Annotated in this window: 15 protein-coding genes; 12 read left to right on the top strand and 3 right to left on the bottom strand. The window is 54.4% G+C overall.

All coding sequences use genetic code 11. The features are described 5' to 3' along the window. The first annotated feature begins 81 nt into the window (after nt 1-81). The 3 genes from LAO76_13100 to LAO76_13090 all read left to right on the top strand — a co-directional run bounded on the left by LAO76_13100 (nt 82) and on the right by LAO76_13090 (nt 3,849). Nucleotides 82-2,835, top strand: coding sequence for an AMP-binding protein (locus LAO76_13100; GenBank protein ID MBZ5491861.1), 2,754 nt, complete (start codon nt 82-84; stop codon nt 2,833-2,835). Between the two features lie 82 nt (nt 2,836-2,917). Beyond that, entirely contained in the window at nt 2,918-3,292 is a 375-nt protein-coding gene (locus LAO76_13095) for a hypothetical protein (protein MBZ5491860.1), read from the top strand. Between the two features lie 173 nt (nt 3,293-3,465). Then, the gene (locus tag LAO76_13090) at nt 3,466-3,849 is read left to right on the top strand and encodes a hypothetical protein (protein ID MBZ5491859.1); all 384 of its coding nucleotides are present in this window, start codon (nt 3,466-3,468) and stop codon (nt 3,847-3,849) included. Nucleotides 3,850-3,905: 56 nt separating this feature from the next. On the opposite strand, the gene LAO76_13085 is transcribed toward LAO76_13090, so the two are convergent. The 3 genes from LAO76_13085 to LAO76_13075 form a co-directional block, all read right to left on the bottom strand. Next, nucleotides 3,906-4,844, bottom strand: a complete 939-nt coding sequence (locus LAO76_13085) for an SPFH/Band 7/PHB domain protein (GenBank protein MBZ5491858.1) — start codon at nt 4,842-4,844, stop codon at nt 3,906-3,908. Then, complete coding sequence (locus LAO76_13080) at nt 4,841-5,815, bottom strand: SPFH domain-containing protein (protein MBZ5491857.1); 975 nt, start codon at nt 5,813-5,815, stop codon at nt 4,841-4,843. The genes LAO76_13085 and LAO76_13080 overlap by 4 nt, the downstream gene beginning before the upstream one ends. Nucleotides 5,816-5,914: 99 nt before the next feature. Continuing rightward, complete coding sequence (locus LAO76_13075) at nt 5,915-7,297, bottom strand: deoxyribodipyrimidine photo-lyase (GenBank protein MBZ5491856.1); 1,383 nt, start codon at nt 7,295-7,297, stop codon at nt 5,915-5,917. A 435-nt stretch (nt 7,298-7,732) separates the two neighbouring features. Here LAO76_13075 and LAO76_13070 point away from each other — a divergent pair, with 435 nt between their 5' ends. The 9 genes from LAO76_13070 to cyoE all read left to right on the top strand — a co-directional run bounded on the left by LAO76_13070 (nt 7,733) and on the right by cyoE (nt 17,129). Next, on the top strand, nt 7,733-8,734 hold the full coding sequence (locus tag LAO76_13070; GenBank protein ID MBZ5491855.1) for a VCBS repeat-containing protein: 1,002 nt from the start codon (nt 7,733-7,735) through the stop codon (nt 8,732-8,734). 501 nt (nt 8,735-9,235) lie between these two features. Next, nucleotides 9,236-10,102, top strand: a complete 867-nt coding sequence (locus LAO76_13065) for a Cof-type HAD-IIB family hydrolase (protein MBZ5491854.1) — start codon at nt 9,236-9,238, stop codon at nt 10,100-10,102. Nucleotides 10,103-10,183: 81 nt separating this feature from the next. Next, entirely contained in the window at nt 10,184-11,020 is an 837-nt protein-coding gene (locus LAO76_13060; GenBank protein ID MBZ5491853.1) for a lytic transglycosylase domain-containing protein, read from the top strand. 79 nt (nt 11,021-11,099) lie between these two features. Next, nucleotides 11,100-12,203, top strand: coding sequence for a flippase-like domain-containing protein (locus tag LAO76_13055; protein ID MBZ5491852.1), 1,104 nt, complete (start codon nt 11,100-11,102; stop codon nt 12,201-12,203). A 276-nt stretch (nt 12,204-12,479) separates the two neighbouring features. After that, on the top strand, nt 12,480-12,977 hold the full coding sequence (gene nrdR / locus LAO76_13050; GenBank protein MBZ5491851.1) for a transcriptional regulator NrdR: 498 nt from the start codon (nt 12,480-12,482) through the stop codon (nt 12,975-12,977). Between the two features lie 6 nt (nt 12,978-12,983). Then, a complete protein-coding gene (locus LAO76_13045) occupies nt 12,984-14,009 on the top strand; it encodes an isocitrate dehydrogenase (NAD(+)) (GenBank protein MBZ5491850.1) in 1,026 nt (341 codons plus the stop codon). 277 nt (nt 14,010-14,286) lie between these two features. Beyond that, nucleotides 14,287-15,045 carry a hypothetical protein gene (locus LAO76_13040; GenBank protein ID MBZ5491849.1) on the top strand — a complete coding sequence of 253 codons (759 nt, stop codon included), beginning with the start codon at nt 14,287-14,289 and terminating at the stop codon, nt 15,043-15,045. Nucleotides 15,046-15,216: 171 nt separating this feature from the next. Then, a complete protein-coding gene (locus tag LAO76_13035) occupies nt 15,217-16,161 on the top strand; it encodes a COX15/CtaA family protein (GenBank protein MBZ5491848.1) in 945 nt (314 codons plus the stop codon). Beyond that, nucleotides 16,158-17,129, top strand: a complete 972-nt coding sequence (gene cyoE, locus LAO76_13030) for a heme o synthase (GenBank protein ID MBZ5491847.1) — start codon at nt 16,158-16,160, stop codon at nt 17,127-17,129. Before LAO76_13035 ends, cyoE begins: the two co-directional genes overlap by 4 nt. Nucleotides 17,130-17,131 lie beyond the last annotated feature (2 nt).

Here is a 17,131-nt window from a genome sequence, read left to right as displayed (position 1 = left end):
TGAATGGCGATACGGCGTGACTCTGGTTCGGCAAGATGCGATACTGTTACTAGAACCTCCCCCAAAAACTTGTCTGTCTGAATGCACGGCTTTTACAGTTGTTTTCTGCAATCCGTGGAAAAATATCCGGACCACATTGCGCTCGAATTGCAGCGCTCGTCCGGCAAGGTAGAAAGTCTCACCTACGCGGAGCTGCGCCGGATGGGCGAATCTGTAGGCCGATGGCTGCGTGAATCGGGCATGTCAGACGGCGTGCGCTGCGCCATCATGGCGCAAAACAGCCCGCTCTGGGTGGCTGCCTATTTGGGCGTCATGTCTGCAGGGGCCGCTGCCGTGCCGCTGGATACTGCGTTCAACGCGCATCAAGTCAACAAGCTGCTCTGGGATTCCGGAAGCGCCATCATCTTTACTGACTCTGAGCATCTTCCCGTGGTGGAAAAAGCCGTGGAAGAAACGCTGGTGCGGATCGTGATGATTGATGGCTCCGGCGAAGGCCGCTATTCCAACCTGACCGGAATGTTTGCCGCCGGGCCCGGCGATTTCCGTCCTGCGCGAATCTTTGACACCGACAATGCCGTGATCCTCTACACCTCCGGCACCACGAGCGATCCTAAAGGCGTTACCTTGACGCACAGGAATCTTCTGGCGGAAGCCAACGGTATTTTCAGCGCGGTCCAAGTCACGCCGAACGACGCTATCCTTGGCGTGCTCCCTCTCTTTCACGCTCTGGCCCAGGTCGCCAACCTGCTGATGCCCTTCGTTGTCGGCGCAAAAATCGTTTATCTGGAAACGCTGAACACCACGGAACTGCTGCGCGCGCTGAGCGAACGTCGAATAACCTTGTTCTGCTGCGTCCCACAATTCTTTTACCTGATTCATGAGCGAGTCATGCAGCAGGTGAAAGCCCGGTCTGCGCCGGCCCGTCTGGCGTTCCGCGCGATGATGGCGATTTCTGCGGCGGGCAACAAAATTGGTTTGAATCCAGGCAAATTATTTTTCCGGCATGTACACAAACAGCTTGGACCGCAACTCCGCTTCTTCATTACCGGCGGCTCGGCCTTTGATCCCAAAGTCGGGCGCGACATGGAAAAGATGGGATTCAAAATGTTGCAAGCCTACGGCCTCACCGAAACCTGCGGTGGCGCCACCGTCACGCCTCCCAAAGCCAGAGTCATGGGATCAGTGGGCCGGCCGTTGAAGGGCGTGCAGGTAAAAGTTATCGATCCGCAACCAGCGGAAGGCCTGCGCTATCCCGTTGGCGAGATTGCCATCAGCGGCGACATCATCATGAAAGGCTATTACAACCGCGCGGAAGCCACGGCGGAAACTCTCCGCGGCGGCTGGCTCTACAGCGGCGACCTGGGCTACCAGGATGAGCGCGGCAATCTGTTCATTACCGGCCGCAAGAAAGAAATCATCGTTCTGAGCTCGGGCAAAAATATCTATCCTGAGGAACTGGAAGCGCAGTACATGCGGTCGCCTTTCATCAAGGAGATCTGCGTCATGGGGCTGGTGAATCGCCCGGGCGAACCGTTCTCAGAGCGACTGCATGCTGTGATTGTTCCCAACTTTGACGTGCTGCGCGAACGCAAGATCGTGAACACGCGTGAGGTGATCCGCTTTGACGTGGAAAACCTTTCCATGGAACTGCCCAGCACCAAGCGGATTCTGAGCTTCGATCTCTGGTCTGATCCTCTGCCGCGCACTACCACACGCAAGCTGAAGCGCTTTGAAATCCAGCGGCGGGTGCTGGCCGGTGAACGCGGCGGAACCGGCAATGTCGGCGCGGTTGCTGAAGAGCCTACAGGCGAGGAAGCCGCGTGGCTGGCTTCATCGGAAGTTCAAAAAGCGATGGAAGTGATACGCAGCGCCAGCAAAGCGGAGCGGGCGGTACTTCCCTCTTCCAACCTCGAACTCGATCTGGGCTTCGATTCCATGGAACGAGTGGAACTGGTAGTGGCGCTGGAGCGCGAGATGAATGCTCAGCTCGATGAAAAAGCGATTGCCCAGGTTTATACCGTCCGCGAGTTGGTGGATGCGGTGCTTCAAGCGCGCGGCGGGGCATCAGCCACGGCTTCGACCCGCGCATCGGCTCCCGGCTGGGACGCGGTGCTCAGCGTCGATCCGGAAGATCCCAAAGTGCTGGCCGCCCTGAACACCAGCCGCCTTTTTACATTCCTGTGGTTCGTTCTGGGAAAATTTGTAGCGACGATCACGCGCGTCTTCTTTGGTCTGGAAGTGATTGGCAAAGAGAAGTTGCCGAAGAATGGCCCATTCATCCTTTCTCCCAACCACCAGAGTTTTCTCGATGGGCCAGTAGTTGCCAGCCAGATTCCGTGGCGACTTTTCAAGAATATGTTTTATGTGGGCACCAGTGAGATCTTTGGCCAGGGCGTGTTTCATTATTTAGGCCGCACGTTCAGGCTTGTACCTGTCGATCCTGACTCCAATCTGGTGAACGCCATGCGCGCCGGAGCCTATGGACTCAAGCAGGGCCAGAACCTGGCGCTTTATCCTGAAGGCGAGCGGTCTGTGGATGGCACACCCAAGAAATTCAAAAAGGGGGCGGCGATCCTTTCGGCAAATTTGAAGGTACCAATTTATCCGGTCGCGCTGGAAGGATTCTATGAAGCGTGGCCGCGCAGCAAGCGCTTTCCCCGGCTGGCAAAGCTGCGTGTGCAATTTGGCGATCCCATCATTCCACCGGAGACAATGGCCAATCCGGAAGAGACGTATAAGCAAATTACTGAAGAACTTCGCAGCCGCGTGACCGAAATGTGGGAGCAAATGCGGCATAAACCGGAAAAAGTGGAAGCGGCGGTCGCGGGTGATTGAAAGAAAGATTAGCAAATAGCAATTGGCATTACCCTCATCTGAAAAGAACTCGAATCGATTCGCGAGCCGATCATCATTCTAAATGACATCAACCACCAAACTTTACCGTCCTGTCGGACAAGGCGAGCTTGATTTGGTCGCGGCCAGTGGATTCAAATCCTTCCCTCCCCGCCTTCCCGAACAACCAATCTTCTATCCGGTTTTGACGAAGGAATACGCTGAGCAGATTGCTCGCGACTGGAATACAAGAGACGAGCGTTCCGGATTTGTAGGTTACGTCCTGGAGTTCGATGTTGAGAGCAAATATCTTGAGCATTTCGAGATTCGAAAGGCAGGAAGCAGCCAGCACCTGGAATACTGGATACCCGCTGGGGAACTGGAGGAATTCAATCGGAACATCCACGGAGAAATTCGAATCATCGCAAAATTTCTGGCGCTTAAGGCAAACTGCAACTAAGAATTTCTCCTGAGAAGCTGTGCTCGGGTTTCCCGGAATGGGAAAGCCTTCGGCAGATGCTCAGAAATTTCTAATCCGCCGCAATGGCGGGTTGCTACAATCCGAGCGATGGAGCCGGGCCCAGTTCGGCTTCCTGTCGGGCCCGAATAACTGGTTCCCCAAAAGGAGATCACATGTTTTCACGCTCGATTCTAAAAATGTTCCTTTTTGCCACCATCCTGCTGGCGGCGGTGGCCAGCGCAACCGCAGCTGCTCCTCCCAATGAAGAGCCTCAGAGTTCAGTGGGATCGATTCACACTTACCTGATGCCGGACCTCTCGCTGAAGAGTGCTTTCACCATGCCCGTGCTGCCGTCGGGAGCGGGGTTCCGCAAAACCTGTAGATGTAGTTGCGGCACTGCTCCGTGTGCGAATGATGCTGACTGCGGTGGCGGCGTTGGCAGCTGCTCCGCCTTCATCAGCTGCTGCGCCAAGGGCGATGAGGCGTTATCGTTCTCCGGCGCGGACAAGTCTTCGCGCAAGAGTGAGCTGCCTGCATCTAAATCAAGCTGCAATTAGTAAGTCTTTTCAAGGGCTCTGCTCCGGCGGAATCCATTTCCGCCGGAGATTTGTTTCTACGATGTCTTTGGCCTGGGCGGCGGAGGCGGCACGGAAAAATCATTTGTCCGCGTGCCGGCGGCGAGCAATTCCGGAAGGATTGCGCTCTTCTCGGGAATCAGGGTAACCCGCGCCTTGCTTTCAATTATCTTTTGGACTTCCAGTATCTCAAACATTGCCGCTTCTACTTCAGGGTCGGCCGCAACCTGTTTCAGCGCATCACCAACAATGCTGGGGCGAATGGCCGCAGCCTTGGCGAATTCCACCGCCGCCTGCCGCTCCGCCGTGCTGGTGATGATGCTGACCTGGTTCGCGCCATCCTGTTTGATGGATGAAGTAACCTGGCGCAGCCGGTTCACAACTTTCTCTTCAATCTGCGCGATCATCTGCGCGTCGCGGAAATGTACCTTGCGAATGTACACAGAACCCAGTTTGTAGCCCCATTCATGGGATTGCGGTGAAACCTCATTACGCACCGTCAGGCTCATGGCGTGGCGGGTTTCCAGCATGTCAGCCAGTTTCATGTTGCTGAGGCAGCGGACCGTGGAGTTGCCAACGTTGGCGGAAAGCGATCCGCGCGGGTCAGCGTTCTTGAACAGGAAGGCCACAGGATCGCTGATGAACATTTCATACCAGATGCCAATGCCCATGGGCGCGCCTTCTTCAGAGTTCACCGGCTGGCTGCGTTGATATTGCTGGTCAATGCGCATGTCCAGAACGTAGAGACGGCCCAGCCACCGGACAATCGGAGCTTTCAAGCCCAGTTTCAAAAGCAGAATATGCAGCCCCGGCTCATTGATGATCGCCGCCACTTTCCCAAACAGGACATACACATGGCAACTACCCTCTTCGACCGTGGTGTAGATCCCGAACATCCGCAGCAGTGCAAGGAAGAGAGGAACCAGGATAAGACTGCCAACGAATGCGGCGAGAGCGGCAATGAGAAAAGGAATCATCGTTTTGTCTCCTGTACCACCTGCTGGGCCTGGCTAAAAAGTCCGAGCCGGACACTGCGCACATACGCGCCCAAAGTGCCTTCGCCGGCGCGTTTCAACTCTGACAGCTGACCGGCCAGCGAAACCAGCGGCTGCACTTCCGCCTGGGCTTTCAAGGTTTCGATTTCGGCAGCGCGTTTGGAGAGTTCAATCCTTTGATCGGCCGCGGCCTGAGCAAGACTGATGTCTGAGGAAACCATATTGTGGGCGGTGTTGATGGCAGCCAGCGCGGACTCTACATCGGTCGGGGGATCAATGCCGGTGATCAGTGAAGCCTCAAGCACAATGCCATAACGCGCGTCTGAAGAACTGCACTCGCGGACCATGTGCTCATTCAGATCACGCAGGTTCTTCCGCAAGTCATTGATGGAAATACCGGCGCCGCGGGCAGCTTCCGGAACGCTGGGATCGGCCGGCGCTTCGAAGGTTGCGATGCGCTCACGCAGCACCGATATGAAGTAGCCCATCACATGCGCGATGGGGAATTTGACACCGAAGAGATAAGCGTAGAGATTGCGTTCTGAAACGCGATAGCGAATCTGTCCCGTCAATCCTGTATTCAACTGGTCTTTGGTGACTGCCTCCACCACGGTGCCGCCCTGATTCGCTGAGGGTGTTTCTGGATCATAGGCCATGCTCACCGTTTGCGTGGCAATGGATACTTTGTGGATCTTCTGCCACGGCAACTTAAAATACGGGCCGCCGGGCATGATCACGCGTACCTGGGGATATTTGTAGCGCTGCTTTTCTTCGTCATTCAGGGGATCGCTGATGGGATCAGCGGTGGTAAACGCCCCGGGAATGCGGTCGGCGCGGCCGAAGCTGGTTTTTACGGCGCGTTCATTCTGGTTGACGGTGTAAATTCCGCCGGCGATACAACGTAACAAAAACCATAAGACAAAGCCGAACACTATTCCGGCAAGGATGGACATACACGTCCCTCTTCAATTTATTTGTGGGGAAAGCCGCAACATTGTACAACGGGACCATAGACGGCGCTTCCCTTTTTCCGCCGCGCTGTTGCGTAAGGTTCATCTTTGTGGACTAATTGCTTCGACTTGCCGGATGTAGCTCGTGCTGTCGAACTTCTTTGAAGTGCTGTTGAAGGACATGTAGCGGATCTTGCCAAAGATTGGACGTTCAAACCACGGGCGATCATGCTTGCCGACAATCGCCCACGCGATTCCTGCGTAGCCGTTAGGATCGCGCCCGTCAAGCTCATATTTGTCGTTCAGGTAGACCGCCATCTGGAAGGCTTGCGCTGGAGTCTTGCTCCACTCGAGAATTTTCTTGGCCCAGTACATGCGCATATAGTTGTGCATGAAGCCGGTCTTTACCATCTGCATCTGTGCCGCGTTCCAAAGCGGATCATGCGTCTGCGCATCTTCCAGTTGGCGCTCGCTATAGATTTTGCGCGGATCGCCCGCATGCTCCGCCAAGCTCTTATGCGCCCATGCCGTGCCGGATTCAAAATTGTCGTAGTCCAGGTTGAATCGCACAAAGTTAATCGCCAGTTCGCGGCGGACAATCAGCTGTTCCAGATAGGCTTCTTTTGCCGCCCTGGGCGCGTTAGCTTTCTGGACCGCCAGCGCAATCGTGTGCGGGCCAATGTGTCCAAAATGGAGATAGGCGGAAAGACGGCTGGTGCCATCGCGCTCCGGCTTGTTGCGATCAACCGGATAATTTGTCAGGTCATTCTTGATGAATCTCTTGAGCCGCTTGAGCGCCTGATCTGTCCCTCCAACAATGCCGCTTACCGGCTGGACTGAACGATCCAGCTTCCATCCCTCAGTGATGTCTATATCCGGCTTAAGCGATTTCAACCGGCGCGGCGGTATCCAGGCGACTTTAGCGCGTGTGTTCCCTACCGGCTGCAAAAACTCCGGCAACAGCCGCCGGATGACCGGACGAGCCGTGTAAGCGCCATACTGCTCTTTCATCAGCAGCTTTGAGGGAACAATCACATCGGCATCTACGGTCCAGAACGGAACACGCAGATATTCGATCACTTTTGCGCGCCAATGTTCTGGTTCGCGCATAGGATTCTCGTCTCCCACTACCAGAGCCGGACGAACCTCGGCACAAAATTCCAGCAGATGATGATCGGGATAGCGGCGGAGTACGAAACCAATCCCACGCTTTTTCAGTCCTTCGGCAATCGCTAGGATTCCCTGATTGAGAAAACAATAATGCCGCAGATTGGCGTGAGGATAAAACGGCACCGGAGCAAAAAAGACAACGCATGGTTTGCCCAGCGTATTTGCGGCCTGCACTGCGACCTCTAGAGCAGGATTATCGAGCGCCCGCTGCGCCCGCTGCATCCAGTAGACAACGCATTTGCCGTCGGGATCGGGAGCGCCGGCGCGACCGAGTGTCACGTGCGGATCAGAAACCAGACGGTTGATTTCATCCATCTTCAACAAGTATCACAAAAGCGCAAAGGAGCAGAACTGATCCGAATTGGCCTGACATTGCCCAATGGAAATTGTTTTTTATACTACAAACAAATAGCCCTGTTTCCCAAAATCTAATCGGCCCCTTTTTGTTTGACATTAGCCGTTGACTGTAGCTGTTTTGCTTCAGCGTTGTTATCGCAGAACGTGACCAACCAATAAAATCTACTTCAAACAAAGAAATAAACACTCCTGACGGTTGCCGCAAACTAGAAACATGTACTTCTCAAGTATTACCACCTAAGGTACATATGACATTTAATTCTTGATAATATACAAATGAATAACCTATAAACAGCCATCTTTAACTAGACGTTTGCTATCGCTGACTATCGGTCATACAACGCTAGAAAAGTGTTTGGTTTTAAGACTTCCCAAAAAAAGGTGGAGCGCACTGTGTATAATGCATTTCGAGCTTTTTTCTTTGTTGTATCAATGACTTTGCTTACCAATATCGCGTGGGCGCAATCTTGCCTCAGCAGTTGCACCAAGCAAGCGGCTGCGTGCTTCGGTTCCAGTGAAATAAACCGCGAACTATGCCTGGGAGAGGGCAATTTTGACGACGTTTGCGATCTCCAGTCTGCCATACAGGATACTATCTGTTCAGGGAACCTGGCTGACTGCGTTAACGGCTGCCAGCCGCCGCCAGTCCTTGCAACACACTTCAATACGGCTGAAGCGTGGACCACTAACCCATATTTCGGTTCTCACGGAACATTCTTTGCAGACGTGGACGGAGATGGCAAGGCGGATGCCATCGTAGTCAATGATGATAATGTGGTGGTGCGACGTTCTAACGGCACGAGCTTTGGACCGAACGAATTCTGGACCACTAACCCATTTTTCGGTTCGCGCGGTACATTTTTTGCGGACGTGGATGGAGATGGCAAGGCGGATGCCATCGTAGTCAATGATGGTACTGATGGGACTGTGGTCGTGCGCCGTTCTACCGGCTCGAGCTTTGGACCGAACGAATTCTGGACCACTAACCCATATTTCGGTTCGCGCGGTACATTTTTTGCGGATGTGGATGGAGATGGCAAGGCGGATGCCATCGTAGTCAATGATGGCACTGATGGGACTGTGGTCGTACGCCGTTCTACCGGCACAAGATTTTCCCTGAATGAATCATTTACTACAGACCCGTTTTTTGGTTCGATTGGTACTTTTTTCGCTGATGTAGATGGCGACGGTATGGCGGATGCTATTGCTGTCAACAGTGACAATATAGTTGTGCGCCGTTCTAACGGTATGAGCTTTGGACCGAACGAATTCTGGACTACCGACCCTTATTTCGGTTCAGTAGGGACGTTCTTTGCGGATGTCGACCACGATGGGAGAGCGGATGCCATTGCGGTCAATAGTTCGGGAGTCTTGGTCCGTCGTGCAATACACTAACAAGTGAAAGCGCTCTAGAGAAAGATCAAGGACTCTGCAGTGGAAACAAGCAAATGTCCCCGGCCTTCCGGGGACATTTGCGCGCCATTCGTCATTGCGCCGGTCGCAACCTGTCTCCAATTAAGGGGCGTGACTCTTGGCCCTCAATATTGACGATGCGCTGACCCCAGCCCGCTTAGCCGCGTCCATTCTTTGACTGAGGCTTTCTTACGGGCTGCAAAAATCCATCATTATATTCCGCGCAGCAAAATGTTCTTTATACCCGCATAGGCCCGCAATAGGGCGTATGATCGGTTTATCACTCATGACAACTTCTGCAAAGAGCAAAACGCGGATTTGCCCCGTCTGTCAAGGCTCCGGGCTAAAGGACGGGATGCGGTGCAATGCTTGTGACGGCAAGGGCGAGATTCCGCAACCTCCGCCTCCCAAAACTGAATAATCCTATCCGGTTCGGAATTGCCGCTGACCTAAAATCAAGTGGCATGTCGAGTAGAATGATTCATGGTAACTACTTCCATCCGTCTGCTGGCCCTGGATATTGACGGCACGTTAACCGATCCGAATTTCCAAGTGCCTTCGCGCAATATAGTCGCCTTGCGCGCGGCGCATGAAGCCGGTATAGAGATCATTCTGGCCACCGGACGCCGCCATGACTACGCCCTGCCAATCGCTAAGGAGCTCGGTTTCCCTATATGGCTGATCAGCTCCAATGGCGCCTTGATCCGTTCCAGCAGCAATGAGACGTTTTTTACCGATCGTCTGCCCGCAAGAACCGCCAGGGAACTCATTCAATATATGGACGAATTTCGCGGGCACGCAGTGCTGACGTTTGATCGCCCCGCCAACGTGCCCGGCAACGATTCATTGGTTTTGGAAAGCGCCGACGAGCTGAATAACACCGTTTCGCGCTGGCTGCAGGTAAATCGGCCTTATATCAAGTTTGTATCGCCGCTGGAAGATGCCCTGACGGAGGATCCTTTGCAGGCCATGTATTGCGGCCGGGTCTTGGTGATGGAGAAGCTGCAGCAAAAGCTGAGCCAGGCTGATTTCCTGAATCAGATCACCGTCCTGAAGACTCAATATGACCATCGCAATCTCTGCATTCTGGATATCCTGAACCGGGAATGCTCCAAGGGTCACGCTTTAAAGCGGTGGGCTGAGGAGCGCGGGATCAGCAGAGAGCAGATTATGGCCATTGGCGACAACCATAATGATCTGGAAATGCTTGAATTTGCAGGAGTTGCGGTTGTGATGGGAAATGCATCCAATGAACTGAAGCAGAACGGCTGGAAGGTGACCGGCAGCAACGAGGAAAGCGGCGTGGCCCAGGCCGTAGAAGAGATTTTGGGGCTGGCTTTCAGCAGCTAATTAGGCGACAATAGACATCTTGCGGTTAACATGAGATTTTCAAGATTATTAACAGTTACAGTGCTCCTGATAGTGGCTCAAATGTCCGCCCGGGCGGGCCAGATCGCCAATCTGCGGAACGGATTTTCCATCCATTTTGACCACAAAGAGCAAAGCGCCAACTCCACCCGTCTTTTTACGGCCACCGGATACCTAGACATTGCCAACGATCAGATTACGTCGTTTGAAGAGGATGAAACTCCTGTCCTTCCGGAACCGTCGGCCGCTGCGGCCCCCGCCCCATCAATATCAGCGGAGAGCGTAGCCACGATCAAGACCGCTTCTGCCAAGCCAGTAGTCAATATGCCTTTGCCAACGCCACTAGTCTTGCAGCCAGTGTCGATGAGCAAAATGACGCCTCCGCCCAGATTAGTTCTTGACCTGGACCAGGTGGTGCGCGAAGCCAGCACCAAGAATCGGCTCGACCCTGATTTTGTGAGCAGCGTGATCAAGGCGGAAAGCAATTTCAAGACCCACGCGGTATCGAGAAAAGGCGCTCTGGGGTTGATGCAGCTCATGCCATCTACCGCCGCACAACTCGGATTGTCTGATCCGTTTGACCCGCGGGCCAATGTGGAAGCAGGCGCTGCCCACCTGAGCGCGCTGCTGGACCGCTATCACAACGATCCTATTAAGGCGCTGGCTGCCTACAACGCCGGAGCGCATCGGGTAAAGCAATACAACGGTGTACCTCCATATCGCGAAACGCGCGACTACATCAACAAAATTGTTCGCGACTTCAATGCCAAAAAACGCGCCCAGATGAAAGCGGCTGGCGTAGTGAAGGTATCGAATTCCGGCAAATCCGCGAGTCCCAGGGCTGTCAAGAAGCCAGGATCGCAGCAGGCCAGCGTGGCCAAATCCACAAATCCGGCATAAGCATCAAAGAGATAGAGCTGTAAAAGCGTCCTGCCCGCAGGGCGCTTTTTTGTATGATCATTAAGCCCGACGTAAATACATGAGTAAAAAAAGATTTCTAATCAGCGCGCTGGTGCTGGTTGTGCTGGCCGGTCTGGTCTATCTACAGGTGAGGGCCTGGAAGAAATTTGACTGGCACCGCTTCTGGGTGGCGACCCACAACACGAATAAGTTTTATCTGGTGGCCGGCGTGGCGCTTGTCTATGCCGACTATATTCTGCGCGCCATGCGCTGGAAGATTATGCTGCGTCCGGTGTGTCCTGAGGCCAAGACGTCTGATTTAGTGGCGCCCACCATGATCGGCTTTGCCGGGCTGGCGCTGCTGGGAAGACCAGGAGAATTTATCCGTCCCTACCTGATCTCACGCAAAGTGAATTTGAGCATGGCGTCTCAACTGGCGGTGTGGACCGTGGAACGCATTTTCGATATGGGCGCTTTCGCCCTGATCATGGCCATCAATATCCTGTGGTCAAGGGACACTCTCAGCCGGCTTCCTGGATTTGCCAATTCCGCGCGCCGGCATCTGCTGGGCCATGAGATTTCATCCTTCACGTACTTTGAAATGTTTGCCTTGGCATTGCTGGCTGGAGTGTGCTTTGTGGCCCTTGTGGCATTCCGTGTAAGGAAAAATCCCGCTACCGCCGCAAGTGTCTTTGTGCGGCTGTTCGGGCGAATGTCGCCCAAATTGGGCCATGCGATAGGCAAACGCGTACTGGCTTTTGGCGAAGGGCTTAACACGGTAAAGGACATGAAATCTTTCTTTCAGTTATCCGGGTTATCTATTGTGATTTGGCTGATTATTGGCTTTGCCTATCTTGCCGTTACGCACGCTTATTCCATTCACCGGCTGTCGCAGATGACGCTTTCCAGCGTCTTCCTGCTCACTGCGGCCAGCGTTGTGGGTGGAGTCTTACAGCTTCCCGTTGTCGGCGGCGGTTCACAACTGGCGACGATAGGAATGCTCCGCGGGGTTTTCAATCTTTCACCTGAGCTGGCCACCAGCTGCGGCATCATGCTCTGGCTGGTGACGTTTATGTCCGTCAGCCCAGTCGGACTCTCTTTGGCGCGGTCAGAGCATGTGTCGATCACACAGATGGAAGAGGCGAGCATCAAGGAAGAAGAGAAATTTCTGGAACAAGACTAGGCAATCGGGGCATCCGGTAATCCGGAAATCGGGTCATCGGAAAGCAAACCTTACCAGCGACAGGCAATTGCCAGACTTGCCAAGATTGCCAAAAATCGCCGAGATTAAAAATCCAATCCTTGCGTCATTTTTGCCGATCAGAGTCATCCGTGTTCATGCGTGGTAAGGTGTTGCTCTACGGATCACCCGATGTCCCGATCACCAGATCTCCCGATCTCGTTCTGCCTGTTACAATCTTAGTCATCACACCCCATTGAGAGTTCTGGTTAAGACACGATGAAATGTCCGTTTTGCGGGTTCGAAAATGACAAAGTGGTGGACTCGCGCGAGAGCAAAGAAGGCGAATCGATTCGCCGCCGCCGCGAATGCCTGAAGTGTGAAAAACGCTTCACCACCTACGAGCGCATCGACGAAATCCCTTACATGGTAGTGAAGAAAGATGGCCGCCGCGAGAAATTTGAGCGGCAGAAGATCCTGGCCGGACTGCTGCGGGCCTGTGAAAAACGGCCTATCTCCATGGGCAAAATGGAACAGATTGTGAATGAAGTGGAGCAATATGTGATCGACTCACCGGAGCGTGAGCGCACCGCCAGCGAACTGGGCGAGCAGATCATGAACAGCCTCAAGCAGATCGATAAAGTTGCTTACATACGCTTCGCGTCGGTCTATCGCGACTTTAAGGATGTGGGCGAATTCCACTCTGAGCTGGAGTCGCTGCTCAACAACAAAGAAGACAAAGCCAAACCGGTCAAGGCCAAAAGCAACGCAAAATAGGAGATCATGGGACACAAAGTCACGCTGATTCCGGGAGATGGCATCGGCCCTGAAGTTACGAACGCGACCGTGCGCATTGTGGATGCGTCCGGGGTAAAGATTCAATGGGAACGGTTTGCCGCGGGCGCCGAGGCATACGCCAAGTTCGGCGAATACATTCCCAAAGAGCTCACACATTCCATTGAGAGCACCGGGCTGGGGCTGAAAGGGCCGGTCACCACGCCGATCGGCGGCGGCTTTTCCAGCATCAACGTGGCGCTGCGCAAGCAGTTTGAGCTGTTCGCCAACTTCCGTCCTATCCGCAACCTGCCATCTCTGCCTACGCGCTATCCCAGCGTTGACCTGGCCATCTGCCGTGAAAATACAGAAGGCCAGTATTCGGGAATCGAGCATGAAGTGGTGCCGGGCGTAGTGGAATCGCTAAAGATCATTACGGAGAAGGCTTCCACGCGGATCGCGCGGTTTGCCTTCGAGTATGCGCGGCGGGAAAAACGCAAGCGCATCCATGCTATCCACAAAGCCAACATCATGAAGATGAGTGATGGATTGTTCCTGCGCTGCTGCCGGGATGTGGCCAAGGAGTATCCGGAAATCACGTACGGCGAGCACATCATCGACAATACCTGCATGCAACTGGTGATGAACCCATACCAGTATGACGTGCTGGTGATGGAAAACCTGTACGGCGACATCATTTCCGATTTGTGCGCGGCCTTTGTCGGCGGGTTGGGACTGGTTCCGGGAGCGAATATCGGCACCAGGTGCGCAATCTTTGAAGCCGTGCATGGCTCGGCGCCGGACATTGCCAGCAAAGACATTGCTAATCCGACGGCCGTGTTGCAGTCGGCCGTGCTGATGCTGCGTCACATGGGAGAAGTGGAGGCCGCGGACAAAGTCCACGCGGCGCTGGAAAAGACGTATAAAGAAAAACTTCACCTCACGCGCGACGTGGGCGGGATGGCAGGCACCAGCGAATTCGCTGACGCCGTGATTGCCAACATGGAACATGTGGCTGTGGCGACAGGCGATTGAAAGCCTTACCGCTGATGACACTGATCCAACGCAGTGCAGGAGGCGAACAAATGTTTATTTCTTACCGGTGGGGGTTTGTTTCTGAGCGTAATGGGGAGGAAATGGGGAGGAATGGAATAAGTTATTTGTTTTCAGCACTGCGAAATGGGGACACATGGGGAGGAATCGGATAAGTCCTTTAGAAATGGGGACCAAGGGAGGGGTAGGGGTATCCCAGCATCCCCAGTTTCGGGAGGAGGGAATTCTGAGCAAAAAGGAAAAAATGAGAGCCATTTGTGTGCGTTCATTGGTACCCGTCGCTGTACTGGCGGCATTTTTGCCGCTGGGATGCAGCAAATCTCAACCCTCATCGGAGCAGCCGGCAGCTGCGCCCAAGGCGGCCACGATCACTGTCGATCCCTCTACTTCAGGCACAGTTAGTGGTGTAGTGAGCCTCAAGGGCCAGCCGCCGAAGATGAAGCCACTGGACATGACGGCCGATCCGGGCTGTCCGACGGGGCCACAGCCGGCAGAAGTTGTAGTAGCGAAGGATGGCAAGCTGGCGAACGTTTTTGTCTATGTGAAAGAGGGCTTGCCGCAAGGCAACTTTGCTGTCCCGACCGAGCCCGTGGTGCTTGATCAGAGAGGTTGCCGTTACAACCCGCACATCCTCGGCATCATGGCAGGCCAGCCGCTGAAGATCACCAACACTGATACGGCCGACCACAACATCCACGATATGCCGAGCAATAACCCGCCGTTCAATGAATCTCAGATGCCCACAGACAAGCCGGTCGTCAAGAAGTTCCCTAACGCGGAGATGATGATTCCTGTGCAGTGCAACCAGCACCCTTGGATGAGAGCTTACATCAATGTCATGTCCAATCCATATTTTGCGGTGAGCGGGCCAGACGGGAGCTTTGAGATCAAGAACCTGCCTCCGGGGGAATACACCATTGCCGCAGTGCACGAACGATTTGGCGAGCAGACAATGAAGGTGAAAGTCGGGCCGAAGGAGAGCGCGAAGGCGGCGTTTGTTTATCCGGCGGCACAGTGAGGGAAATTGTTAAATGGGTAAATGAGGAAATGCCTCTTTCCAGTCAAAAGATTTGTTGCGATAGCGATCCCTCGCTACGCTCGGAGTTTTAGGCAATGTTAAAATAATTAGTACTCTCAGGGAGCAGTTCTGACCTCTTCCACGTATAACGCCGCTCATCATCGCTTTACCGTGTTTGTTGCCGCGCTGGCTTTCCTGCTGATCGTTGCAGGCGGGCTCGTGACCAGCAACAACGCCGGACTGGCCGTCCCCGACTGGCCGACGAGCTTTGGCCATTTGTTCAAGATCCCAAAGATGATCGGCGGAGTAAAGTTTGAGCACACACACCGCATGATCGCCGAATTTGTCGGGTTGCTGACGATCATTGTGGCGATATGGACGTGGCGCGTGGACAAGCGCCGCTGGATGCGCGGCCTGACGATCGGCGCCGTACTGGGCGTAATTTTCCAGGGCATCCTGGGTGGCCTGACAGTCCTGAATTTTCTACCTCCGGCGATCTCAACGGCCCATGCGACCGTGGGGCAGACGATGTTTTGTGTCCTGGCCGTGATTGCGGTTTTTACCAGCCGGAGCTGGCTGGATGAACCAGCGGAAAAAATCACCCGCAAAGATGCCGGGCCTCTATTGCGGCATTGCTGGATGCTGATCGGATTTTTGTATTTGCAACTGATTCTGGGTGCGGCCTTTCGCCATGTGTGGACCAAGTGGGGCCCCATGGGATCGAACCACTGGCCGACACACAAAATAGTTCATGCGTTACTTTATCCTCACATCCTGAACGCCTTGCTGGTGACAGGATTGTTGCTGTACGTAAGTTTGCGGGCAATGACCAAACACGGGAACATCCCGCAGCTGCGGCGTCCCGCTCTTTGGCTGCTGCTGCTCTTGATTGGGCAGCTTATGCTGGGTGTAAGCGCGTACGTGGTTCGCGTTGTCCAAGGCGTAAATGAAGCGCAGCCAACCATGACACTGGTCGCGGTAACCGTGGCTCATTTAGCGGTGGGAGCGCTGATTCTGGCGCTTGCCATGGTGTTGACCATTCAGGCTTACCGTCACAGCGGCGATCCGGCAACGGTGATCCCATTCGACCGGCAGCGTGAGGTCGCAACGGCATGAGCAGCATTCCGCAGAGGCTGGAACAAGAGACGTCCGTTGCGCAGGCGGCTTCCACTGCTCCGGTGGTGCTGAAAAAGAATTCGCTGGTCGGCGATTACCTACAGCTATTCAAAGTACGTGTGACTTCGCTGATCGTGATGACGGCCTGGGCCGGCTATTACATGGGCGCAGCCAAAAGCGGCGTTTCGTCGCTGACGTGGACTCTGTTCAACGCGCTGGTAGGAGTCGGCGTAACGTGCGCTGGCTCGGCGGCCTTGAATGAAGTCCTGGAGCACAAGATTGACGCGCTGATGCGCCGCACGCGCAATCGTCCGTTGCCTGCAGGCAGAATGAGCCTCGCTAACGGCCTAACCGCCGGAATACTGGCAACGGTGCTGGGCCCGCTTTATCTTTCGCTGACGACAAACGTTTTGACCGGCCTGCTGGCGTTTGGCACCGCAGTGACGTATCTGGCTTTCTATACGCCGTTGAAACGTATTTCGCCGATCTCTACTTTTGTCGGCGCGTTCCCAGGGGCGATGCCGCCGCTACTTGGCTGGACGGCTGTCCGCGGAAAACTGGAAATTGAAGCGGTCTTTCTCTTCCTGATTGTGTTCTTCTGGCAGTTCCCGCATTTCCAGGCCATCGCGTGGATGTATCGCGAAGACTACGAAGCAGCCGGCATCAAGATGCTGCCTGTGGTCGATAAAGCCGGACATAGCGTGATCCGCCAGATGTTTACCTATTGTTCAACGCTGATTTCCGTGAGCCTGGTTCCGGCGCTGCTGCGGATGACCGGCAGGATTTACCTATTCGGCGCACTGGTGCTGGGGGTGGGATTTCTCTGGTTTGTCTTCCGGCTCGCGCGGACCAAGCTCCCGACAACGTCTCCTGATTCACGGCTCTTTGCCCGCCAGCTTTTGCAAGCCAGCGTGATCTACCTGCCGCTGCTTTTTGCCTTGATGATGCTGAACGTGGTGCATTCATAAAT

It is taken from the genome of Terriglobia bacterium (genome assembly GCA_020072645.1).
Classification (GTDB): Bacteria; Acidobacteriota; Terriglobia; order Terriglobales; family Acidobacteriaceae; genus Angelobacter.
Note: the sequence above shows the minus strand (reverse complement) of the source record. Positions and strands in the feature narration are given on the sequence as shown.